We start from the raw sequence: 16,616 nt of genomic DNA on the forward strand, positions 1-16,616 counted from the left end.
GAGGTGACCTTTTTGGCCAGAAGAAAGAAAAAGAAAAAGAGAGCAGCTCTTGGCGGGGTTCTTAAATATGAGATTTATGGGATCATATTGATTACCCTGTCGGTTATCGCTCTATCGGGTGAAGCCACTGTAGGACGATCCTTGTCCAAAATGTTTGGACTTCTGCTCGGCAAGTTTTACTTCATCATCCCCTTAATTGGTATCTATTACGGATTAATGGTGATGATTCATCGTAAATGGCCATCAGGGTGGAATCATCGTAAAAGTGGAGTTCTATTGTTAGTTCTTGCATTGACGTTAATGAGCACAATATCGGCCATGGAGCAGAAGCTGAGTCCTATAGGTGAATTGAATCCTGGCGGTGTGATGTCTCAAATACATATCGATTTGCAGACAGAGCTGTTAAGGCCTGCTGAAGCGAGCAACACTTCGATGCTTGGTAAAGACATCAGCGGCGGATACACAGGTGCAGTGGAATATGCAGCACTGCTATGGCTGTTCGGAAGCATGGGAGCGAATCTCATGATGATTGTTATGTTCATCATCAGCTTCATGTTGATAACGAACTTATCCTATGTCGATCTGATTCGTATATTCAGAACGCGGGTTCTCCGCGCAGGGAAATCCCTGATCCAGAACTGGAGCTCGTCCAAGAAGACAGCGGTACGTCACAAAACGAAGCAAACGAAACAGAAGACGAAGGCTGTTCCAGCTCATGAGGAAGTGGAGGATGAAGAGGAGGAGTTCATATCTCCTTCCCGAAAAAAGGTTCCTTTGTTATTCCAATTGTTTGGACAAGGAAACGGCACGAAGAACAATGCCAATGCTGCCTTGTCAGCTCACGATGATGAGGAGGAGCTTAATGGAGAAGGGGCAATTATATACGGTAAATCCTCAGCTCCTGCCAGCCGCTCTCAGCAAGTGTGGCATGAGGATGCGTCGGACAATGATCAGGATCTGACTCCTCAGTTAGATCGAACAAGCCCTCAATCGCCTATCATTCGAGATTTCTTCGAAAATGTCCGCAGTGAAGGTTCCGTATTAGAGGAGGATCTGGATGATGCTTATGAGGCGAAGGACTCTGGGCGTGAAGAAATCCCATTGACAGAGGAATTAATGACGGATGCAGCTGAAGGCCATGCGGAATTGATAAGTGATAGTGGAAATGAACAGTTGAATTCTACTCCGTCAGCAGCAGGAGAAGCGGGGGAACAGAAACCTCCTGCTAAGCCGCCGAAGCCATACAAGCTGCCCCCTTTTCGATTGCTTGGTAAACCAAATGGCGGTGGTAAGGGCGGAGATCAGAACGACTACAAACAGACAGCGAGGAAGCTGGAAGCAACGCTGGAAAGCTTTGGTGTCAGAGCCAAAGTGCTTGAGGTTGTTCGAGGTCCAGCTGTGACAAGATATGAGATTCAGCCGGATATCGGTGTTAAAGTCAGCCGGATCGTCAGCTTGACAGATGATATCGCACTCGCACTCGCAGCTAAGGACATTCGGATGGAGGCACCGATCCCGGGCAAATCGGCAATAGGTATTGAAGTGCCTAACAGTGAAGTATCGGTAGTCACGATGCGGGAAGTCATGGAGACGTCTACTTTCCAGGATGCTGAATCAAAATTGTCGATTGCTTTTGGCCGAGACATCTCAGGACAGACGATTGTTGGAAACCTGGCCCGTATGCCCCACTTGCTGGTCGCTGGTGCAACCGGTTCAGGTAAATCGGTATGTATTAACGGAATCATTACGAGTATTCTGTATAAGGCCAAGCCTACGGAAGTGAAGTTTCTCATGGTCGATCCGAAGATGGTGGAGCTGAATGTGTACAATGGCATTCCTCATTTGCTTGCACCTGTCGTCACCGATCCCAAACGCGCTTCTCTCGCACTGAAGAAGATTGTTGTCGAGATGGAGAAACGATATGAACTCTTCTCGAAGTCGGGTACACGTAATGTCGAAGGGTATAACAATCTGATGAAGGACAACCCTGATGCTGTGCTGCCTTACATCGTCGTGATCGTCGATGAGCTTGCAGATCTCATGATGGTTGCCGCTAATGATGTCGAGGATGCCATTGCACGACTTGCACAGATGGCTCGTGCAGCAGGTATTCACCTGATTATAGCGACGCAAAGGCCATCTGTTGATGTCATCACGGGTGTGATCAAGGCCAATATTCCTTCGCGCATCGCCTTCGGTGTATCCTCTCAAGTCGACTCAAGAACCATTCTTGATATGGGCGGAGCCGAGAAGCTGCTCGGACGGGGAGATATGCTGTTTATGCCTATGGGTTCTTCTAAGCCGGTTCGAGTTCAGGGTGCATTTATGAGCGATCAAGAGGTGGAGAACATCGTAAGCTATGTCAGCAATCAGGCTGACGCAGAATACGACGAATCGCTTGTACCAGAGATCGATGATTCGGTTCAACAGGCAGATGAAGTACAGGATGAATTATATGAGCAGGCTGTCCAAATCATTCTTGAAGCTAAGCAAGCCTCGGTTTCCTTACTGCAGCGTCGAATGAGGGTAGGCTACACGCGTGCTGCCAGACTAATTGACTCGATGGAGGCCAGAGGGATTATCGGACCGTACGAAGGCAGCAAGCCGAGGGAAGTCCTTGTATCGCTAGAGCAATACCAAGCTAACAAAATCAGCTCATAAATTAATCAGATGATGCTCTCTCAGCAATGTTTGGATTAGTGCAGGGCCTCTTACTCTTTAACTAGGGATAAGAGGTCTTTTATTATATAGAACGAAAATGAGGAGATCACGATTACCAGCCTTTTACAAGTTCTCGATATCTATGGTTAGTGCATAGGAACAATAACTGCTAAACATAATAATTGTAGCCATCGAATCAATTTCATAAATCATGAAAAGGTAAAATGAAATTGATTCTCAAGAGAACATTAAAGAAAGGTAGATCCTACTCATGCGAAAAATCAATCTATGGATTCTTGCCGGCATCATCTTGATCTCAGCGACTTCATATCGTGTTCTGCTAAAGACAGATCATCATGAAGTGTCGCAAGCTGAATCCAGTATCGAGCAACAACTTCAGGAAGCCGAGGCTATTCCTACGTTTAGTCAGAATGAAGTCAGATACGGCTCGTCCGGAAAGGATGTATATGAGCTTCAGGGCCGCCTCAAATATTTAGGTTATTACTATGGTAAAGTAGACAGCCATTTCGGTACAAAAACGTTGGGCTCGGTGAAATGGTTCCAATCCGAATTCGGAATGAAGGCGGATGGAATCGTGGGAGCGAGTACGAAGCTGAAGCTGTATAACGCAACGAAGGATTGGCGTCCAACTGAGCCTGGCCCAGGGCTAGCATACGCTGGCGGTGGAGGACAAGGCGGAGGAAACACAGGTCAAGGAAATAAAACAGGCGACAGTGATGACAGCATGGGCAGCAACAACTCACTCGGCTTAACCGAGAATGAGATCAAGCTGATGGCGAATGCCGTATACGGAGAAGCGCGTGGCGAGCCTTTTGAAGGACAAGTCGCGGTGGCTGCGGTTATATTGAACCGGGTGAAGGCTCCTCAATTTCCAGATACACCATCAGGCGTCATCTTCGAGCCGAGAGCTTTTACCGCAGTTGCTGACGGACAAATTTGGCTTGAACCAAATGAACAAGCTAGAAAAGCAGTATTGCAAGCCATTGACGGCTGGGATCCAACCGGAGGCTGCTTGTATTACTTCAATCCTAGAACAGCGACCTCACCTTGGATCTGGACACGTGAGCAAGTGAAAACAATTGGTCAGCATATATTCTGTTTGTAAGTTATAGAATGGGGATGACTGGGGCGAATAGCATATAAGCCTACCTTCATGCCAACTAACTTACATGCTCACTCTGGCAATCGGCGGCAGGTCCTCCGGTTGCTTCTGTGCTTTTAGATAGGTTAGAATGATGAGATATAAGTAAATTATGACAAACGAAAAAGGGGTTTTGGAACTTGACTAAAGCAGGATTTGAACGTGGCAGCAATCAGCATATTCGCATACACGTGCTGCCTACCAAGCGTTTTAAGACGTTTGCCATATCCCTCTACGTAGGGACACCTCTTAAAGAAAATACAGTTACCAGCACAGCGCTTATTCCCTTTGTGCTTCGCAGAGGCACCGAATCCTATCCGGAGACCATTCAGTTCCGTGAGCAGCTTGAGGAGCTGTATGGTGCAGGCTTTGGTTTTGATGTATATAAACGAGGGGATCATCAAATTATCCAATTCCGTATGGATACCATTAATGACTCCTTTGTGCAGAGCAGCGAAAGCTTGCTGGATCGTTCGTTCTCCTTCTTGGGTGAGGTTGTAACAAGTCCAGCCAAAGAAAATGGAAAGTTTCGCTCCTCTTATGTTCAAGCCGAACGAGAAACGGTCCGCAAGCGTCTCGAATCTATCGTGAATGACAAAATGAGATATGCAGCTGAACGCTGTATAGAAGAGATGTGCAAGAATGAACCTTACCGGCTGCATCCACTGGGTGAACGCTCAGAGCTGGATCAGATTAATGCGGCTACACTATATTCTTCATACGAAGAATGGATTAATAATGCTGGAATGGACTTGTACGTTGTCGGGGATACCACGCTCGAAGAGGTAGAGGGCCTTGTTCAGAAATACTTCCATTTGAATCGGGATCATTCATTTGAGTACAAGACGGAAGCAGGTCATCATGATCGCCGTGATGTTCAGACCGTGGTGGAAAAATTGAATGTAAGCCAGGGCAAGCTGAATATGGGCCTGCGAACCTCGATCACATATGGGGATGACCAGTACGCTTCAGCATTAACCTATAACGGAATATTGGGTGGTTATCCACATTCCAAGCTCTTCGTAAATGTTCGTGAGAAGCACAGCCTGGCGTATTACGCATCCTCTAGATATGACGGTCATAAGGGCATCGCAACCATTCAGTCAGGGATTGAAATTCCGAATTATGAAAAAGCAGTCGAGATCATTCATCAGCAGCTTGCTGATCTGAAGGCAGGCGTCATCAGTGATCTGGAGCTGAATCAGACCAAGGCAATGATTCGTAATTTGCTGAAGGAGATTCAGGATTCTGCGTTTGAGATGATCTCGTATGATTTTAATCGGGTATTATCCGGCAAGGAGCGCACGACGCAGGAGCTGCTGGAACAGATCGAAGCATTATCCAAATCAGATATCCAGAAGGCAGCGGATACGTTTGAGCTGGATACGATTTATTTCTTGAGAGATCAGAAGGGGGAATGACCGGTGGAGAGCATACGGTATGAACACCTGCAGGAAACTTTGTATTATGAAGTGATGGACAACGGACTCTCCGTATATGTACTGCCGAAGCCGGGCTTCGAGAAGACCTATGCTACGTTTGCGACAAAGTTTGGGTCCGTAGATAATCACTTTCAAGTAGAGGGTAAACAGGAGCAGCGCGTTCCAGATGGAATCGCCCATTTTTTGGAGCATAAAATGTTTGAAGAGCCGGAAGGCGATATTTTTGCTACCTTTGCTTCGAATGGAGCTTCCGCCAATGCCTTTACAAGCTTTGATCAAACCGTGTATTTGTTCTCGGCTACGGAGAATGTCACTAAAAATATCGAAACGTTGATTAATTTTGTGCAAAATCCGTACTTCACAGATCAGAATGTAAACAAGGAAAAAGGAATTATTGGTCAGGAAATTAACATGTATCAGGATAATCCAGACTGGCGAGTTTATTTTGGATTGATTGAGGCTATGTTCCAGAAGCACCCGGTTCGGATCGACATTGCGGGAACGGTTGAGTCCATCAGTACCATTACGAAGGAAACGTTGTACGATTGCTACAATGCATTTTATCATCCGAGCAACATGCTGTTATTTGTGGTAGGCGGTGTGGATGCAGGTGAAGTGATGGACCTTGTGAGAAATAATCAAGCAGGCAAAAATTATGACAAGCAAGGAAAAATTGAGCGCTTGTTTGAACAAGAACCGACGGAAGTAGGAGAGAAGCGGCGTGAAGCAAAACTGGCGGTTTCACTTCCTAAATGCTTATTCGGTTTCAAGGAAGATACCAAGGGGCTGCGCGGAGAAGAGCTTCTGCGTGAAGATTTGACGACGAGATTGATGATGGATTTGTTATTTGGCTCGAGTACGGAGCTGTATCAGAAGCTGTATGATGAAGATCTCATATCTGACGGCTTTGGTCATGAGTACAACAGCTCACCGCAGTATCGATTCTCTGCCATCGGAGGGGACACCAAGGATCCGGATCTGCTGCTCTCCCGAGTGCGTGCGGAAGTCGAGGAGATCCAGAAGAGCGGCTTTGATGCAGCTCATTTTGAACGCACACGCAAAAAGAAAATGGGCGGTTATCTCCGAATGCTGAATTCACCCGAGAGTATTGCACATGAATTTACCCGTTATCAGTTTAGAGGCGGGGACTTATTCAACGTGCTGCCGATCTATGAGTCGATTACACTGGAGGATGTCAACAGACGTCTTAAAGAGCATGTGAATTGGGAACAGTTAGCCGTATCATTGGTGGTGAGTCCTTAATGGAGAGAGAAACCGGATCCTTCATGAAGCCTATTCTGGAGACTACGGTTCTGGTTACAGGAGCAAGCAGGGGAATTGGAGCATCCATAGCAGAACGATTTGCAAGCATTGGGATGAACGTGGTCATTCACTACATGAACTCACACGAGGCTGCGAATGAAGTGGCGAGACGCTGCATGGATCACGGCGGCAGAATCATGACTGTATCTGCTGATTTGCGGAGCAAGGAACAGATCGAAAGAATGTATGAGAAGCTTAAAGCACATAGCATGCTGCCCGATATTCTAGTGAACAATGCGGGAGTGAGTCACTATGGTTTGCTGAGCGATGTGTCAGAAGAAGAATGGGACGCGGTTATGGCGCTGAATTTAAAGGGTGTGTTTTTGTGTACCCAAATGTTTATGCCGCACATGATATCGCAGCGTTATGGACGCATTATCAATGTTTCTTCGATATGGGGAATCTCGGGCGCCTCCTGTGAGGTGCTCTATTCAACAACCAAGGGCGGCATCAATGCCTTCACCAAAGCACTTGCCAAGGAGCTTGCTCCTTCAGGCGTTACCGTTAATGCTGTTGCCCCAGGTGCTGTAGAGACTGAAATGATGCAGTCGTTTGATCCGGATGAGATCAAATCGATCGAAGAGGAGATTCCAGCAGGCAGGCTGGCAAAACCGGATGAAATCTCTTCGCTTGTTTACTTCCTGGCACTGCCGGAGTCGGGCTACATTAATGGTCAGATCATATCGCCGAATGGCGGCTGGCTGACATAACACGGTTGCACTGTTGTATAAACTAACCAGTATATAAGGAACTTCATCTGCTCATATTAACTACTGCCCACTTTTAAATCTCATGCTTTGTGCAAAGGAGGATTTAATAATGTCAACAGTAGTGAGTAACTATGATGCATGGAAGAAGTTTCTAGGTGAGCGTGTCGTGCAAGCCGAAAAATTGGGGATGAGCCAGGATGTAATTAACAAATTGGCTTATGAGATTGGTGATTTCCTTGATGAGAAAGTCGATCCTGCTAACCAATCCAACCGCGCATTAAAAGAACTGTGGGATGTGGGCGATGATGAAGAACGTCGCACCATCGCAAAACTTATGGTCAAATTGGCCAAGAAAAATGCATAACTAATGCATAGGAGAGCTCCCGTAAGGGGGCTTTTCTCTAATTGTTACATTCGTGTTCTTGTAATTCATTTTTATTTTATATATCATAAGTAAGACCCGTGTTTGATGGATGTCAGATGCAACATTTTTATATAAAAATGTGCTGATTATGTCGAATGATGAGGAATAAGGCTTCAGAGGTGTTTAAATGGAGTACAAACAGTGGTATATGGAGTATAAAATACATAAGAACAGACCTGGCTTATTAGGTGATATTGCATCAATGCTGGGTATGCTCGAAGTGAACATTTTGACAATAAACGGAGTCGAGGGCAAGACAAGAGGTATGCTTCTTGAATCTGACGACGATGAGAAAATAAAGCTTCTTGGAGAAATGCTCAAGAAGGTTAACAATATTACGGTGACTGCGCTTCGTGCGCCGAGGCTTGTTGATATATTGGCCGTGCGTCATGGCAGATATATTGATCGCGATTCGGATGACCGTAAGACGTTCCGCTTTACCCGTGACGAACTGGGTCTCCTTGTGGACTTTTTGGGTGAAGTATTCAAGAGAGAAGGTAATCATGTCATTGGTCTTCGCGGGATGCCGCGAGTGGGCAAGACGGAATCTATTATTGCAGGCAGTGTTTGTGCTATGAAGCGATGGACTTTTGTTTCTTCTACGCTCCTTCGTCAAACGATCAGAAGTCAAATGTCGGAGGACGAGATGAATCCGAACAATGTATTTATCATTGATGGTATTGTGAGCACCATTAGATCCAATGAAAAGCATTATAATCTGCTGCAGGAAATTATGAATATGCCGAGCACCAAGGTCATTGAGCATCCGGATATTTTTGTTCAGGAGTCTGAATACGACTACAATAATTTTGATATTATTATTGAGCTTCGCAATAATCCGGATGAAGAAATTTTATATGATACATTTACTGCAAATTATACAGACGATCTATAAGATTAAATGACAATTTAAAGAAATGTGTTTATATATACAAACATCTTAGCGAATACGAAAGAATGAGGAGGAATTGGCATGTCTGAACTGGGTCAGCAGTTGAAGGAGGCCCGGCTGCAAAAAGGATTGAGTCTTGATGACGTTCAAGAGATGACTAAGATTAGAAAAAGGTATCTCGAAGCGATTGAATCGGGTGACTACAAAGTGCTGCCAGGCAGCTTCTATGTGCGGGCGTTTATTAAAACCTATGCAGAGACGGTGGGCTTGAATCCTGAGGAGCTGCTGGAGGGTCACAAGAAGGATGTTCCTGCTCCTGAGCAGGAAGCTACGATGGAGCCTGTCATGCAGAAGCGTTCCAGCCGTCCGCAAGCAGAGCGGAACAATAAGTGGCTGTCTATTGTGCTGCCATGGACTTTTTTAGCATTAATATTGGTACTTATTTATTTCTATTGGGTGCCTACCTTAAACCAGGCAGAAGATCCGAACGAGCCATCTACAGAACAAACGAATAATCAGCCTGTAACGAACACACCTGAGCCTGGTGCAGGTGAAGATGCTGAAGATCCTGGATCTGAAGTAGGCGGCGGTGATCCGAACGGTGAGGAGAATCCAGATGCCGCAGCACCTGAAGAGGGGACAGACCAGGAAGAAGAACCTGCTGACGAAGAAACTGTTGAAGATGTTCCGGTTTCCGTTACAGAAAGCGGCAAATCAGGTAACATTACAATATTTGATGTGAGCGGCGGAAGTGCGGAAGAACCCATTACGGTTGAAGTTAAAGCTTCTGGCGAAAGCTGGCTTGAGATGTACAATGGTGAGAATTCAAGCGGTGAGCAGCTAGTTTCTGGCTTAACGGCTGCTGGAGACAATCATAGCTTTGAGTTGACCGCGGAAGGAATGTACATTAAGTCAGGCTATGCCCCAGCGACGGAAATCACTGTAAATGGTCAAGTGGTGACGGACGGCAAGACGACGAATCGTATTTTACTTCGGCTGGCTGAAGGCGAAAATAATGGTTCTGCACAAGAGGGTACGAACAGCGGTAGTGAATCGGGCTCTGAAGACGGTCAATAAAATAGGTTTCATCGAACATGTACAGCGCATTCGCTGTACATGTTTTTACGAGTTATCGTGTAGGACATACCTTAAACGCCATGATTAGACTTCACATGTATGGTTTTAATATAATGGTACACAAGGTCAAATTACATCGAAGGGAAGTGTTGTTAACATGAGTTCAGAAAGTTCATTTGATATTGTATCCAAACTCGATTTGGCAGAATTAACGAACGCAGTTACACAAGCAGAGAAGGAAATAGGGAGTCGGTATGATTTTAAGGGAAGCAAGAGCAGCCTGAAGATTGAGAAGGACGCACTCATCATTGTTTCGGATGATGAATACAAGCTGAATGCAGTAATTGACGTACTGCAATCCAAGATGGTGAAGAGAGGTCTCCCTCTCAAAAATTTGGATTACGGCAAGATTGAACCTGCTTCTATGGGAACTGTAAGGCAGCGTCTTGGCTTCAAACAGGGAATTGATCAGGACAATGCGAAGAAGATTAATATTCTGATTCGGGATTCCAAACTGAAGGTGAAGAGCCAGATTCAAGGAGATCAAATCCGTGTAACCGGAAAGAGTAAAAATGATCTTCAAGCGATTATTCAATTGCTGCGCTCAAGTGATCTTCCACTGGATCTGCAATTTACGAATATGAAGTAAACTGCTGTTCTTACACTATCGCCTATGTAAATGATGCAAATGATGCTGTTCATTGCGTTCCTCTTAACGTATGTCTTTTTTGACATGTAAATTGGGGTATAATATACTCGGTGGGGACTTCTATACAGACATGTATGTTTGTTATTACTATTACATATCTCAGGCAGAAAAGACTTGGAGCAGCCTGATGCTTGTTCCTAATAGTACGATGTAAAGGGGAGGCGCTTTTTTTTGAATTTACCTAACCGGATTACACTGGCAAGAATTTTTATGATTCCGGTCATGATGGTGTTCTTGCTTGTTGATTTTGATATGTATCCTTCGCCGATTCAGATTGGGGACTATACATTGCCGTACAACCAGCTTATTGGAGCAATAATATTCATTATTGCGGCAAGCACGGATGGTATTGATGGATATATAGCCCGAAAGCATAATCTAGTTACTAACCTGGGCAAGCTTCTAGATCCACTCGCAGACAAGCTCCTTATTACTGCTGTGCTCGTATCTCTGGTTGAAATGGGTAGCATTCCTTCGTGGATTGCCGTTGTTATTGTGAGTAGAGAGTTTGCGGTTACAGGTCTTCGGCAGATTGCACTGCTTGACGGCTCTGTCGTTGCTGCGAGTGCCTGGGGAAAGATCAAAACGATTGTTCAGATCGTGGCAATTTCGCTGCTGCTGCTGAACAATTTCCCGTTTGCCTTTATCGGAATACCGATGGATACCATATTAATATGGCTGGCAACCTTGATTACGATATACTCAGGCATTGATTATTTCGTGAAGAACAAGCATCTTCTGACCCAAACCAAAGCGTAAAATAGGGGCTCTCTGACAAAAGCAATAGGTGATCCTATTGCTTTTTTTGAAAGTTTTATTCAAAGTTATAATTATGTATCCGAGAAACAGCTTCTAATATAGAAGCTATTCAACACAGTGGAAATGGGGGCATCGTCATGAAAGCAGAAATTATTGCAGTAGGCACGGAGCTGTTGCTTGGACAAATTGTAAATACGAATGCACAGTTTTTATCAAAAGAGCTTGCCGCGATCGGTATTGATGTTTATTTTCAAACCGTCGTAGGTGATAATGCGCTGCGGATGAAGCAGTCGATCGAGACGGCACAAAGTCGAGCCGATATCATTATTTTCTCGGGTGGGATTGGTCCGACTCAGGATGATATTACAAAGGATGTTGTAGCTGAGCTGCTGGGCAGAGAGCTTCATATCGAACAGCGGTCTCTGGATAAGATTGAGCAAATGTTTACGAGCCGCGGAACGCTGATGACCGAGAACAACAAGCGTCAAGCGACATTAATAGAAGGGGCAACCCCGCTTACGAATGAGACAGGGCTTGCTCTCGGAAATGCGATTTTTCAAGATGATCATTATTATATTATTTTGCCCGGACCTCCCAAAGAGTTGAAACCCATGTTTACAAATCATGCTGTGCCATGGCTTCAGCAGCATGCGCTTACTGGCGAGATGCCGATCTACTCTAAAATGCTGAAGTTTGCGGGGATCGGTGAATCTATGCTGGAGGATAAGCTGAAGGATCTTATTTCGGCACAGACCGATCCGACGATTGCTCCGTATGCTGGAGAAGGTGAAGTGACGGTTCGTATCTCTACCAAAGCCGGAAGCGAAAGTGAAGCGATGGTCAAGTTGAATGAGCTTGAAGTGCAGATTCAACAGCGGTTGCCGGAGCATTTGTATGCAAGCCATGATATTCCTATTGAGCATGTCATTGTAGAGATGATGGCTGACCGTGAACTGACGTTGGGGGCTGCAGAGAGCTGTACAGGAGGTCTGCTCATGGAGCTTCTGACATCCATACCGGGGAGCGGGACCATGCTTCGTGGCGGGATCGTGTGCTATACAAATGAAATGAAGGAGAAGCTGTTGAACGTTCCCCATGCATACTTAGAAGGGGAGGATGCTCCTGGCGCGGTTAGTCCTGAAGTGGCCAAAGTGCTTGCAGAACAAGTTCGGATGATAACGGATGCTGATTATGGCTTGGCGGTTACGGGAGTAGCTGGTCCTGGTTATTCAGAGCGCAAGAAAGTCGGCCTTGTATATATCGGCATAGCGGAGCGCGGGGGAGAAACAGAGATTCACGAGCTTAACTTGAGCGGCAACCGGGAAACGATTCGAATTCGTTCTGCCAAAACGCTGCTATACCGTTTGTGGCGCAAGCTTGTTGAGAACGAGAAGCTGGACTGATGCTATTGTGGCCTGGGTCATACCCGTTTGACGACCAGCGTGGGAAGCAGTATACTGTATGTATCGGAAGAACCGAAGCGAACTCGTTTTGCGCTGGTTCTTCCTTTTTTATTTTATTGTTTCCAAATATGAAAGTGAGAGTGAGACAGGTGGGCGCCCGCTCCTCCAAAAAAAAACGAATGTATGTTCTCAAAAAATGCTTGGCAAACGACCATAAAGAGAGTATCATATACTTATAAACAAAGAAGGATGTGAGTTTATTGTCAGATCGTCGTGCTGCGCTGGATATGGCGCTCCGTCAAATAGAGAAGCAATTTGGTAAAGGTTCAATTATGAAACTGGGTGAATCAACTCACATGCAAGTCGAAATTGTACCCAGTGGATCAATTGCTTTGGATATTGCACTAGGAACCGGCGGTTTCCCTAGAGGCCGGATTATTGAAATATATGGACCTGAATCTTCTGGTAAAACAACCGTTGCGCTTCATGCTATTGCTGAAGTACAGAAGCAAGGTGGACAAGCTGCATTTATCGATGCAGAGCATGCACTTGATCCGCAATACGCTAGAAAGTTAGGCGTTAACATTGATGAATTGCTGTTGTCCCAGCCGGACACAGGTGAGCAAGGTCTAGAGATTGCAGAGGCGCTCGTACGCAGTGGCGCGGTTGATATCGTTATTATCGACTCTGTAGCTGCACTCGTGCCGAAGGCAGAGATTGAAGGCGATATGGGAGATTCCCACGTGGGTCTGCAAGCACGTCTGATGTCTCAAGCTCTTCGTAAGCTGTCTGGTGCGATCAGCAAATCGAAGACGATTGCGATCTTCATTAACCAGCTTCGCGAGAAAGTCGGCATCATGTTTGGTAACCCAGAGACCACTCCTGGTGGTCGTGCTCTTAAATTCTACTCCACTGTACGTCTTGACGTACGCCGTGTAGAGAGCATCAAGATGGGGAACGATGTTGTCGGGAACCGGACTCGGATTAAGGTCGTGAAGAATAAGGTTGCTCCTCCATTTAAGCAAGCAGAAGTTGATATTATGTATGGTGAAGGAATTTCCAGAGAAGGAAGTCTGCTCGATATCGCCACAGAATACAACATCGTGGATAAGAGTGGTGCGTGGTATTCCTATAACGGTGATCGTTTAGGCCAAGGCCGTGAGAATTCGAAGCAGTTCTTGAAGGAGAATCCTGAGCTTACACAAACTATTGAGCTGAAAGTGCGTGAAGCAAGCAACTTGACAACGACTGTTCCAGCTCAGTCTGATGCTGAGAAAGCGAAGGAAGCTGAAGAAGAACAGGAATTGTTCGAAATAGAATAATAGTATTCTTTTGATTTTCTGTAAACCGCAGCTCACTTTGATCTGCGGTTTTTTGTCTAGTTATACGAATGCACCACAAATTTAGTTATGAGGGAAGTGAGAGACACAGGATGAACGACAATGACGAGCAGGATATGATCCAGGACATAGAGCAGGGTGTCTCCCATTTTCCTAATGAATCACTAGAGATCACCCGAGTGGAGAAGCTGCGAGGGCGTGAAGCGAGGTATATGATATCATTTGGTTCATATGAGCTGTCTGTATTGGAAGACGTAATGATCAAGTACCGAATGATCAAGGGAAATTCATTTCACAAAACGGAGCTTGAAGAAATTGTTATCGCTGATGAGAAACAGCGAGCTTATGTACAAAGTCTAAAATTCCTGGAACGGAAGCCGCGGACAAGGCATGAGATGGCACAGAAGCTGAAGCAAAAGGAATATGTGGATTCAATAATTGAAGATGTATTATCAAGGCTGGAGCAAGAGAGGCTGATTGATGATTCATTCTATGCAAAAGAATGGGCTAGACAGCGTATTTCCAACCACCGAAAGGGGAAACTGTGGGTAGGGCAGGAGCTCCGGCAAAAAGGGATAGCCAAAGAACATATTCAGGTTGCTCTTGGCGAAGTCAGTCTAGAGGAAGAATGGGACAGCGCGATGACTGCTGGACGCAAGAAGTGGGATCAGGTTAAAGGAGATCTGCTCGAGAAGAAACGTAAAACCTACCCCTTCTTAATGCGCCGTGGATATTCTGGAGAGGTCACAAGGAAGGTCATCGGACAGCTTCAATCACAGTATGCGGATGAGTATGCAGGGGAAGTGGATGAAGAGGATATGATCGACTAAATAGGCCCATACCATAAAAAGCGCATTCTCTTGACAATTTCTTAACACGAATACTAAAATGTACATGAGTACCATATGCGAATAAGTATTTTTTCCTTCCAAAAAAATCCTTTGTTCGACCTTCGTATGGTGCACTCATTTATTGATGTAAGACCATCGCTTTTGTCGATGGTAATATGTACATGCTTTGCGTGTACAACAAGAAGACGGTGATTGCGACCGTTTCCATTTTTGTAAAATGTGTAAGATTTGAACACAACAATTGCAAATATCCCAAGGATAAATCCCTTGGAGGAATCAACGAGGAGGTGAACATAATGGGTGTAGACATCTTGATTCTCGTTGTTGCCGCTTTAGCTACTGGGGTTATTGGGTTCCTTGCCGGATATTTTATTCGCAAATCTTTAGCTGAGGCTAAAATTTCTAGTGCTGAAGAAGCTGCTGTCCAAATCGTAGAGAATGCGAGAAAGGATGCAGAGGCGCTGAAGAAAGAAACGGTACTAGAAGCAAAGGACGAAGTCCATCGTGTACGTACCGAAGCTGAAAAAGACATTCGTGAGCGTCGAAATGAAGTTCAACGACAAGAAAGACGATTGTTGCAAAAGGAAGAGTCGCTGGATAAAAAATTGGAGTCCTTGGAACGCAAAGAAGAACAAGTGGCCAACAAAGAGAAACGTATTGATGAAACACAGCAACAAATTGAAATGATCTACAAGAGTCAGGTCACTGAGCTTGAACGAATTTCTAATCTGACAATGGAGGATGCGAGAAGCATCATCTTGTCTAACGTAGAGCAAGAGGTTCGACTGGAAACAGCTCAGATGATTAAAGAGATTGAACAGCAGGCGAAGGAAGAAGCTGACAAGAAATCTCGTGAAATTATTACCTTGGCGATTCAGCGTTGTGCAGCAGACCATGTTGCGGAAACAACCGTATCTGTTGTAACACTGCCTAATGAAGAAATGAAGGGCCGTATTATCGGTCGTGAAGGCCGTAACATTCGTGCTCTTGAAACCCTTACTGGGATTGACCTCATTATCGATGATACACCGGAAGCGGTTATATTGTCTGGATTTGATCCGATTCGCCGTGAGATTGCCCGCACCGCCTTGGAGAAATTGGTGGCTGATGGACGTATTCATCCAGCTCGAATTGAAGAGATGGTTGAGAAGTCTCGCAAAGAGGTGGATGAACGCATTCGTGAGTATGGAGAACAAGCTACTTTCGAAGTGGGAGTACACGGTCTTCATCCGGATTTGATCAAGATTTTGGGCCGTTTGAAATTCCGTACAAGCTATGGACAGAACGTACTGAAGCATTCGATGGAAGTCGCATATTTAACAGGGCTTATGGCTGGAGAGCTTGGCGAAGACATCGTGCTTGCCAAACGTGCCGGGCTCCTTCATGATATCGGTAAAGCACTGGATCACGAGGTGGAAGGCTCACACGTGGAAATTGGTGTGGAGCTGGCGAAGAAATACAAGGAACATCCGGTTGTAATCAACAGTATTGCCTCTCACCATGGAGATGCGGAAGCAACTTCAGTGATTGCGATGCTGGTGGGTGCAGCGGACGCTCTGTCAGCAGCAAGACCAGGTGCACGGCGTGAAACGCTCGAAACCTACATCAAGCGTCTGGAGAAGCTCGAAGCGATCTCAGAATCGTTTGAAGGTGTTGAGAAATCATATGCAATTCAAGCAGGACGCGAGATTCGTGTTATGGTTCAGCCGGACAAGATTGATGATGCAGAGTCATTCCGCTTAGCTCGAGATATTTCCAAAATGATCGAGAATGAGCTGGATTACCCTGGACACATCAAGGTTACGGTCCTTAGAGAGACACGTGCAGTGGAATATGCTAAATAAGGATTATGCATAATCCTTG

14 protein-coding genes are annotated in these 16,616 nt (G+C 45.5%); all 14 read left to right on the forward strand.

Annotated features, from left to right (window positions below):
• The first annotated feature begins 12 nt into the window (after positions 1–12).
• The 14 genes from ACFSVM_RS06800 to rny all read left to right on the forward strand — a co-directional run bounded on the left by ACFSVM_RS06800 (position 13) and on the right by rny (position 16,597).
• Positions 13–2,661 carry an FtsK/SpoIIIE family DNA translocase gene (locus tag ACFSVM_RS06800; RefSeq protein ID WP_379261022.1) on the forward strand — a complete coding sequence of 883 codons (2,649 nt, stop codon included), beginning with the start codon at positions 13–15 and terminating at the stop codon, positions 2,659–2,661.
• Positions 2,662–2,932: 271 nt separating this feature from the next.
• Positions 2,933–3,787 (forward strand): spore cortex-lytic enzyme, encoded by an 855-nt coding sequence (sleB, locus tag ACFSVM_RS06805; RefSeq protein ID WP_076311094.1) that lies wholly within the window; start codon positions 2,933–2,935, stop codon positions 3,785–3,787.
• Positions 3,788–3,963: 176 nt separating this feature from the next.
• On the forward strand, positions 3,964–5,244 hold the full coding sequence (gene yfmF / locus ACFSVM_RS06810) for an EF-P 5-aminopentanol modification-associated protein YfmF (protein WP_076311093.1): 1,281 nt from the start codon (positions 3,964–3,966) through the stop codon (positions 5,242–5,244).
• Positions 5,245–5,247: 3 nt separating this feature from the next.
• Positions 5,248–6,528, forward strand: coding sequence for an EF-P 5-aminopentanol modification-associated protein YfmH (gene yfmH / locus ACFSVM_RS06815; RefSeq protein ID WP_076311092.1), 1,281 nt, complete (start codon positions 5,248–5,250; stop codon positions 6,526–6,528).
• Complete coding sequence (ymfI, locus tag ACFSVM_RS06820; RefSeq protein ID WP_076311091.1) at positions 6,528–7,298, forward strand: elongation factor P 5-aminopentanone reductase; 771 nt, start codon at positions 6,528–6,530, stop codon at positions 7,296–7,298. The genes yfmH and ymfI overlap by 1 nt, the downstream gene beginning before the upstream one ends.
• A 109-nt stretch (positions 7,299–7,407) precedes the next feature.
• Positions 7,408–7,662, forward strand: a complete 255-nt coding sequence (locus ACFSVM_RS06825; RefSeq protein WP_047909657.1) for a DUF3243 domain-containing protein — start codon at positions 7,408–7,410, stop codon at positions 7,660–7,662.
• Positions 7,663–7,849: 187 nt separating this feature from the next.
• On the forward strand, positions 7,850–8,617 hold the full coding sequence (locus ACFSVM_RS06830) for a DUF3388 domain-containing protein (protein ID WP_076311090.1): 768 nt from the start codon (positions 7,850–7,852) through the stop codon (positions 8,615–8,617).
• Between the two features lie 78 nt (positions 8,618–8,695).
• Positions 8,696–9,691, forward strand: a complete 996-nt coding sequence (locus tag ACFSVM_RS06835; RefSeq protein WP_379261027.1) for a RodZ domain-containing protein — start codon at positions 8,696–8,698, stop codon at positions 9,689–9,691.
• A gap of 157 nt (positions 9,692–9,848) precedes the next feature.
• Positions 9,849–10,340 (forward strand): YajQ family cyclic di-GMP-binding protein, encoded by a 492-nt coding sequence (locus ACFSVM_RS06840; RefSeq protein WP_047909654.1) that lies wholly within the window; start codon positions 9,849–9,851, stop codon positions 10,338–10,340.
• Positions 10,341–10,571: 231 nt separating this feature from the next.
• Positions 10,572–11,159: a CDP-diacylglycerol--glycerol-3-phosphate 3-phosphatidyltransferase gene (gene pgsA, locus ACFSVM_RS06845; RefSeq protein WP_076311088.1), complete on the forward strand. Its 588-nt coding sequence runs from the start codon at positions 10,572–10,574 to the stop codon at positions 11,157–11,159.
• A gap of 137 nt (positions 11,160–11,296) precedes the next feature.
• Entirely contained in the window at positions 11,297–12,562 is a 1,266-nt protein-coding gene (locus ACFSVM_RS06850; RefSeq protein WP_076311087.1) for a competence/damage-inducible protein A, read from the forward strand.
• 260 nt (positions 12,563–12,822) lie between these two features.
• The gene (gene recA, locus ACFSVM_RS06855) at positions 12,823–13,884 is read left to right on the forward strand and encodes a recombinase RecA (protein ID WP_047909651.1); all 1,062 of its coding nucleotides are present in this window, start codon (positions 12,823–12,825) and stop codon (positions 13,882–13,884) included.
• Positions 13,885–13,994: 110 nt separating this feature from the next.
• Positions 13,995–14,732, forward strand: coding sequence for a regulatory protein RecX (locus ACFSVM_RS06860; RefSeq protein ID WP_379261030.1), 738 nt, complete (start codon positions 13,995–13,997; stop codon positions 14,730–14,732).
• A 317-nt stretch (positions 14,733–15,049) separates the two neighbouring features.
• Positions 15,050–16,597, forward strand: a complete 1,548-nt coding sequence (gene rny / locus ACFSVM_RS06865) for a ribonuclease Y (RefSeq protein WP_076311085.1) — start codon at positions 15,050–15,052, stop codon at positions 16,595–16,597.
• Positions 16,598–16,616: the final 19 nt, after the last annotated feature.

This window comes from Paenibacillus shunpengii (assembly GCF_042684905.1).
In the GTDB taxonomy this organism is placed as follows: Bacteria; Bacillota; Bacilli; order Paenibacillales; family Paenibacillaceae; genus Paenibacillus; species Paenibacillus shunpengii.

Coding starts and splice junctions, on each gene's coding strand:
- ACFSVM_RS06860 (WP_379261030.1), top strand. CDS start 13,995: ATGAACGACAATGACGAGCAGGATATGATCCAGGACATAGAGCAGGGT.
- ACFSVM_RS06850 (WP_076311087.1), top strand. CDS start 11,297: ATGAAAGCAGAAATTATTGCAGTAGGCACGGAGCTGTTGCTTGGACAA.
- ACFSVM_RS06840 (WP_047909654.1), top strand. CDS start 9,849: ATGAGTTCAGAAAGTTCATTTGATATTGTATCCAAACTCGATTTGGCA.
- ACFSVM_RS06825 (WP_047909657.1), top strand. CDS start 7,408: ATGTCAACAGTAGTGAGTAACTATGATGCATGGAAGAAGTTTCTAGGT.
- rny (WP_076311085.1), top strand. CDS start 15,050: ATGGGTGTAGACATCTTGATTCTCGTTGTTGCCGCTTTAGCTACTGGG.
- sleB (WP_076311094.1), top strand. CDS start 2,933: ATGCGAAAAATCAATCTATGGATTCTTGCCGGCATCATCTTGATCTCA.
- ymfI (WP_076311091.1), top strand. CDS start 6,528: ATGGAGAGAGAAACCGGATCCTTCATGAAGCCTATTCTGGAGACTACG.
- ACFSVM_RS06835 (WP_379261027.1), top strand. CDS start 8,696: ATGTCTGAACTGGGTCAGCAGTTGAAGGAGGCCCGGCTGCAAAAAGGA.
- ACFSVM_RS06830 (WP_076311090.1), top strand. CDS start 7,850: ATGGAGTACAAACAGTGGTATATGGAGTATAAAATACATAAGAACAGA.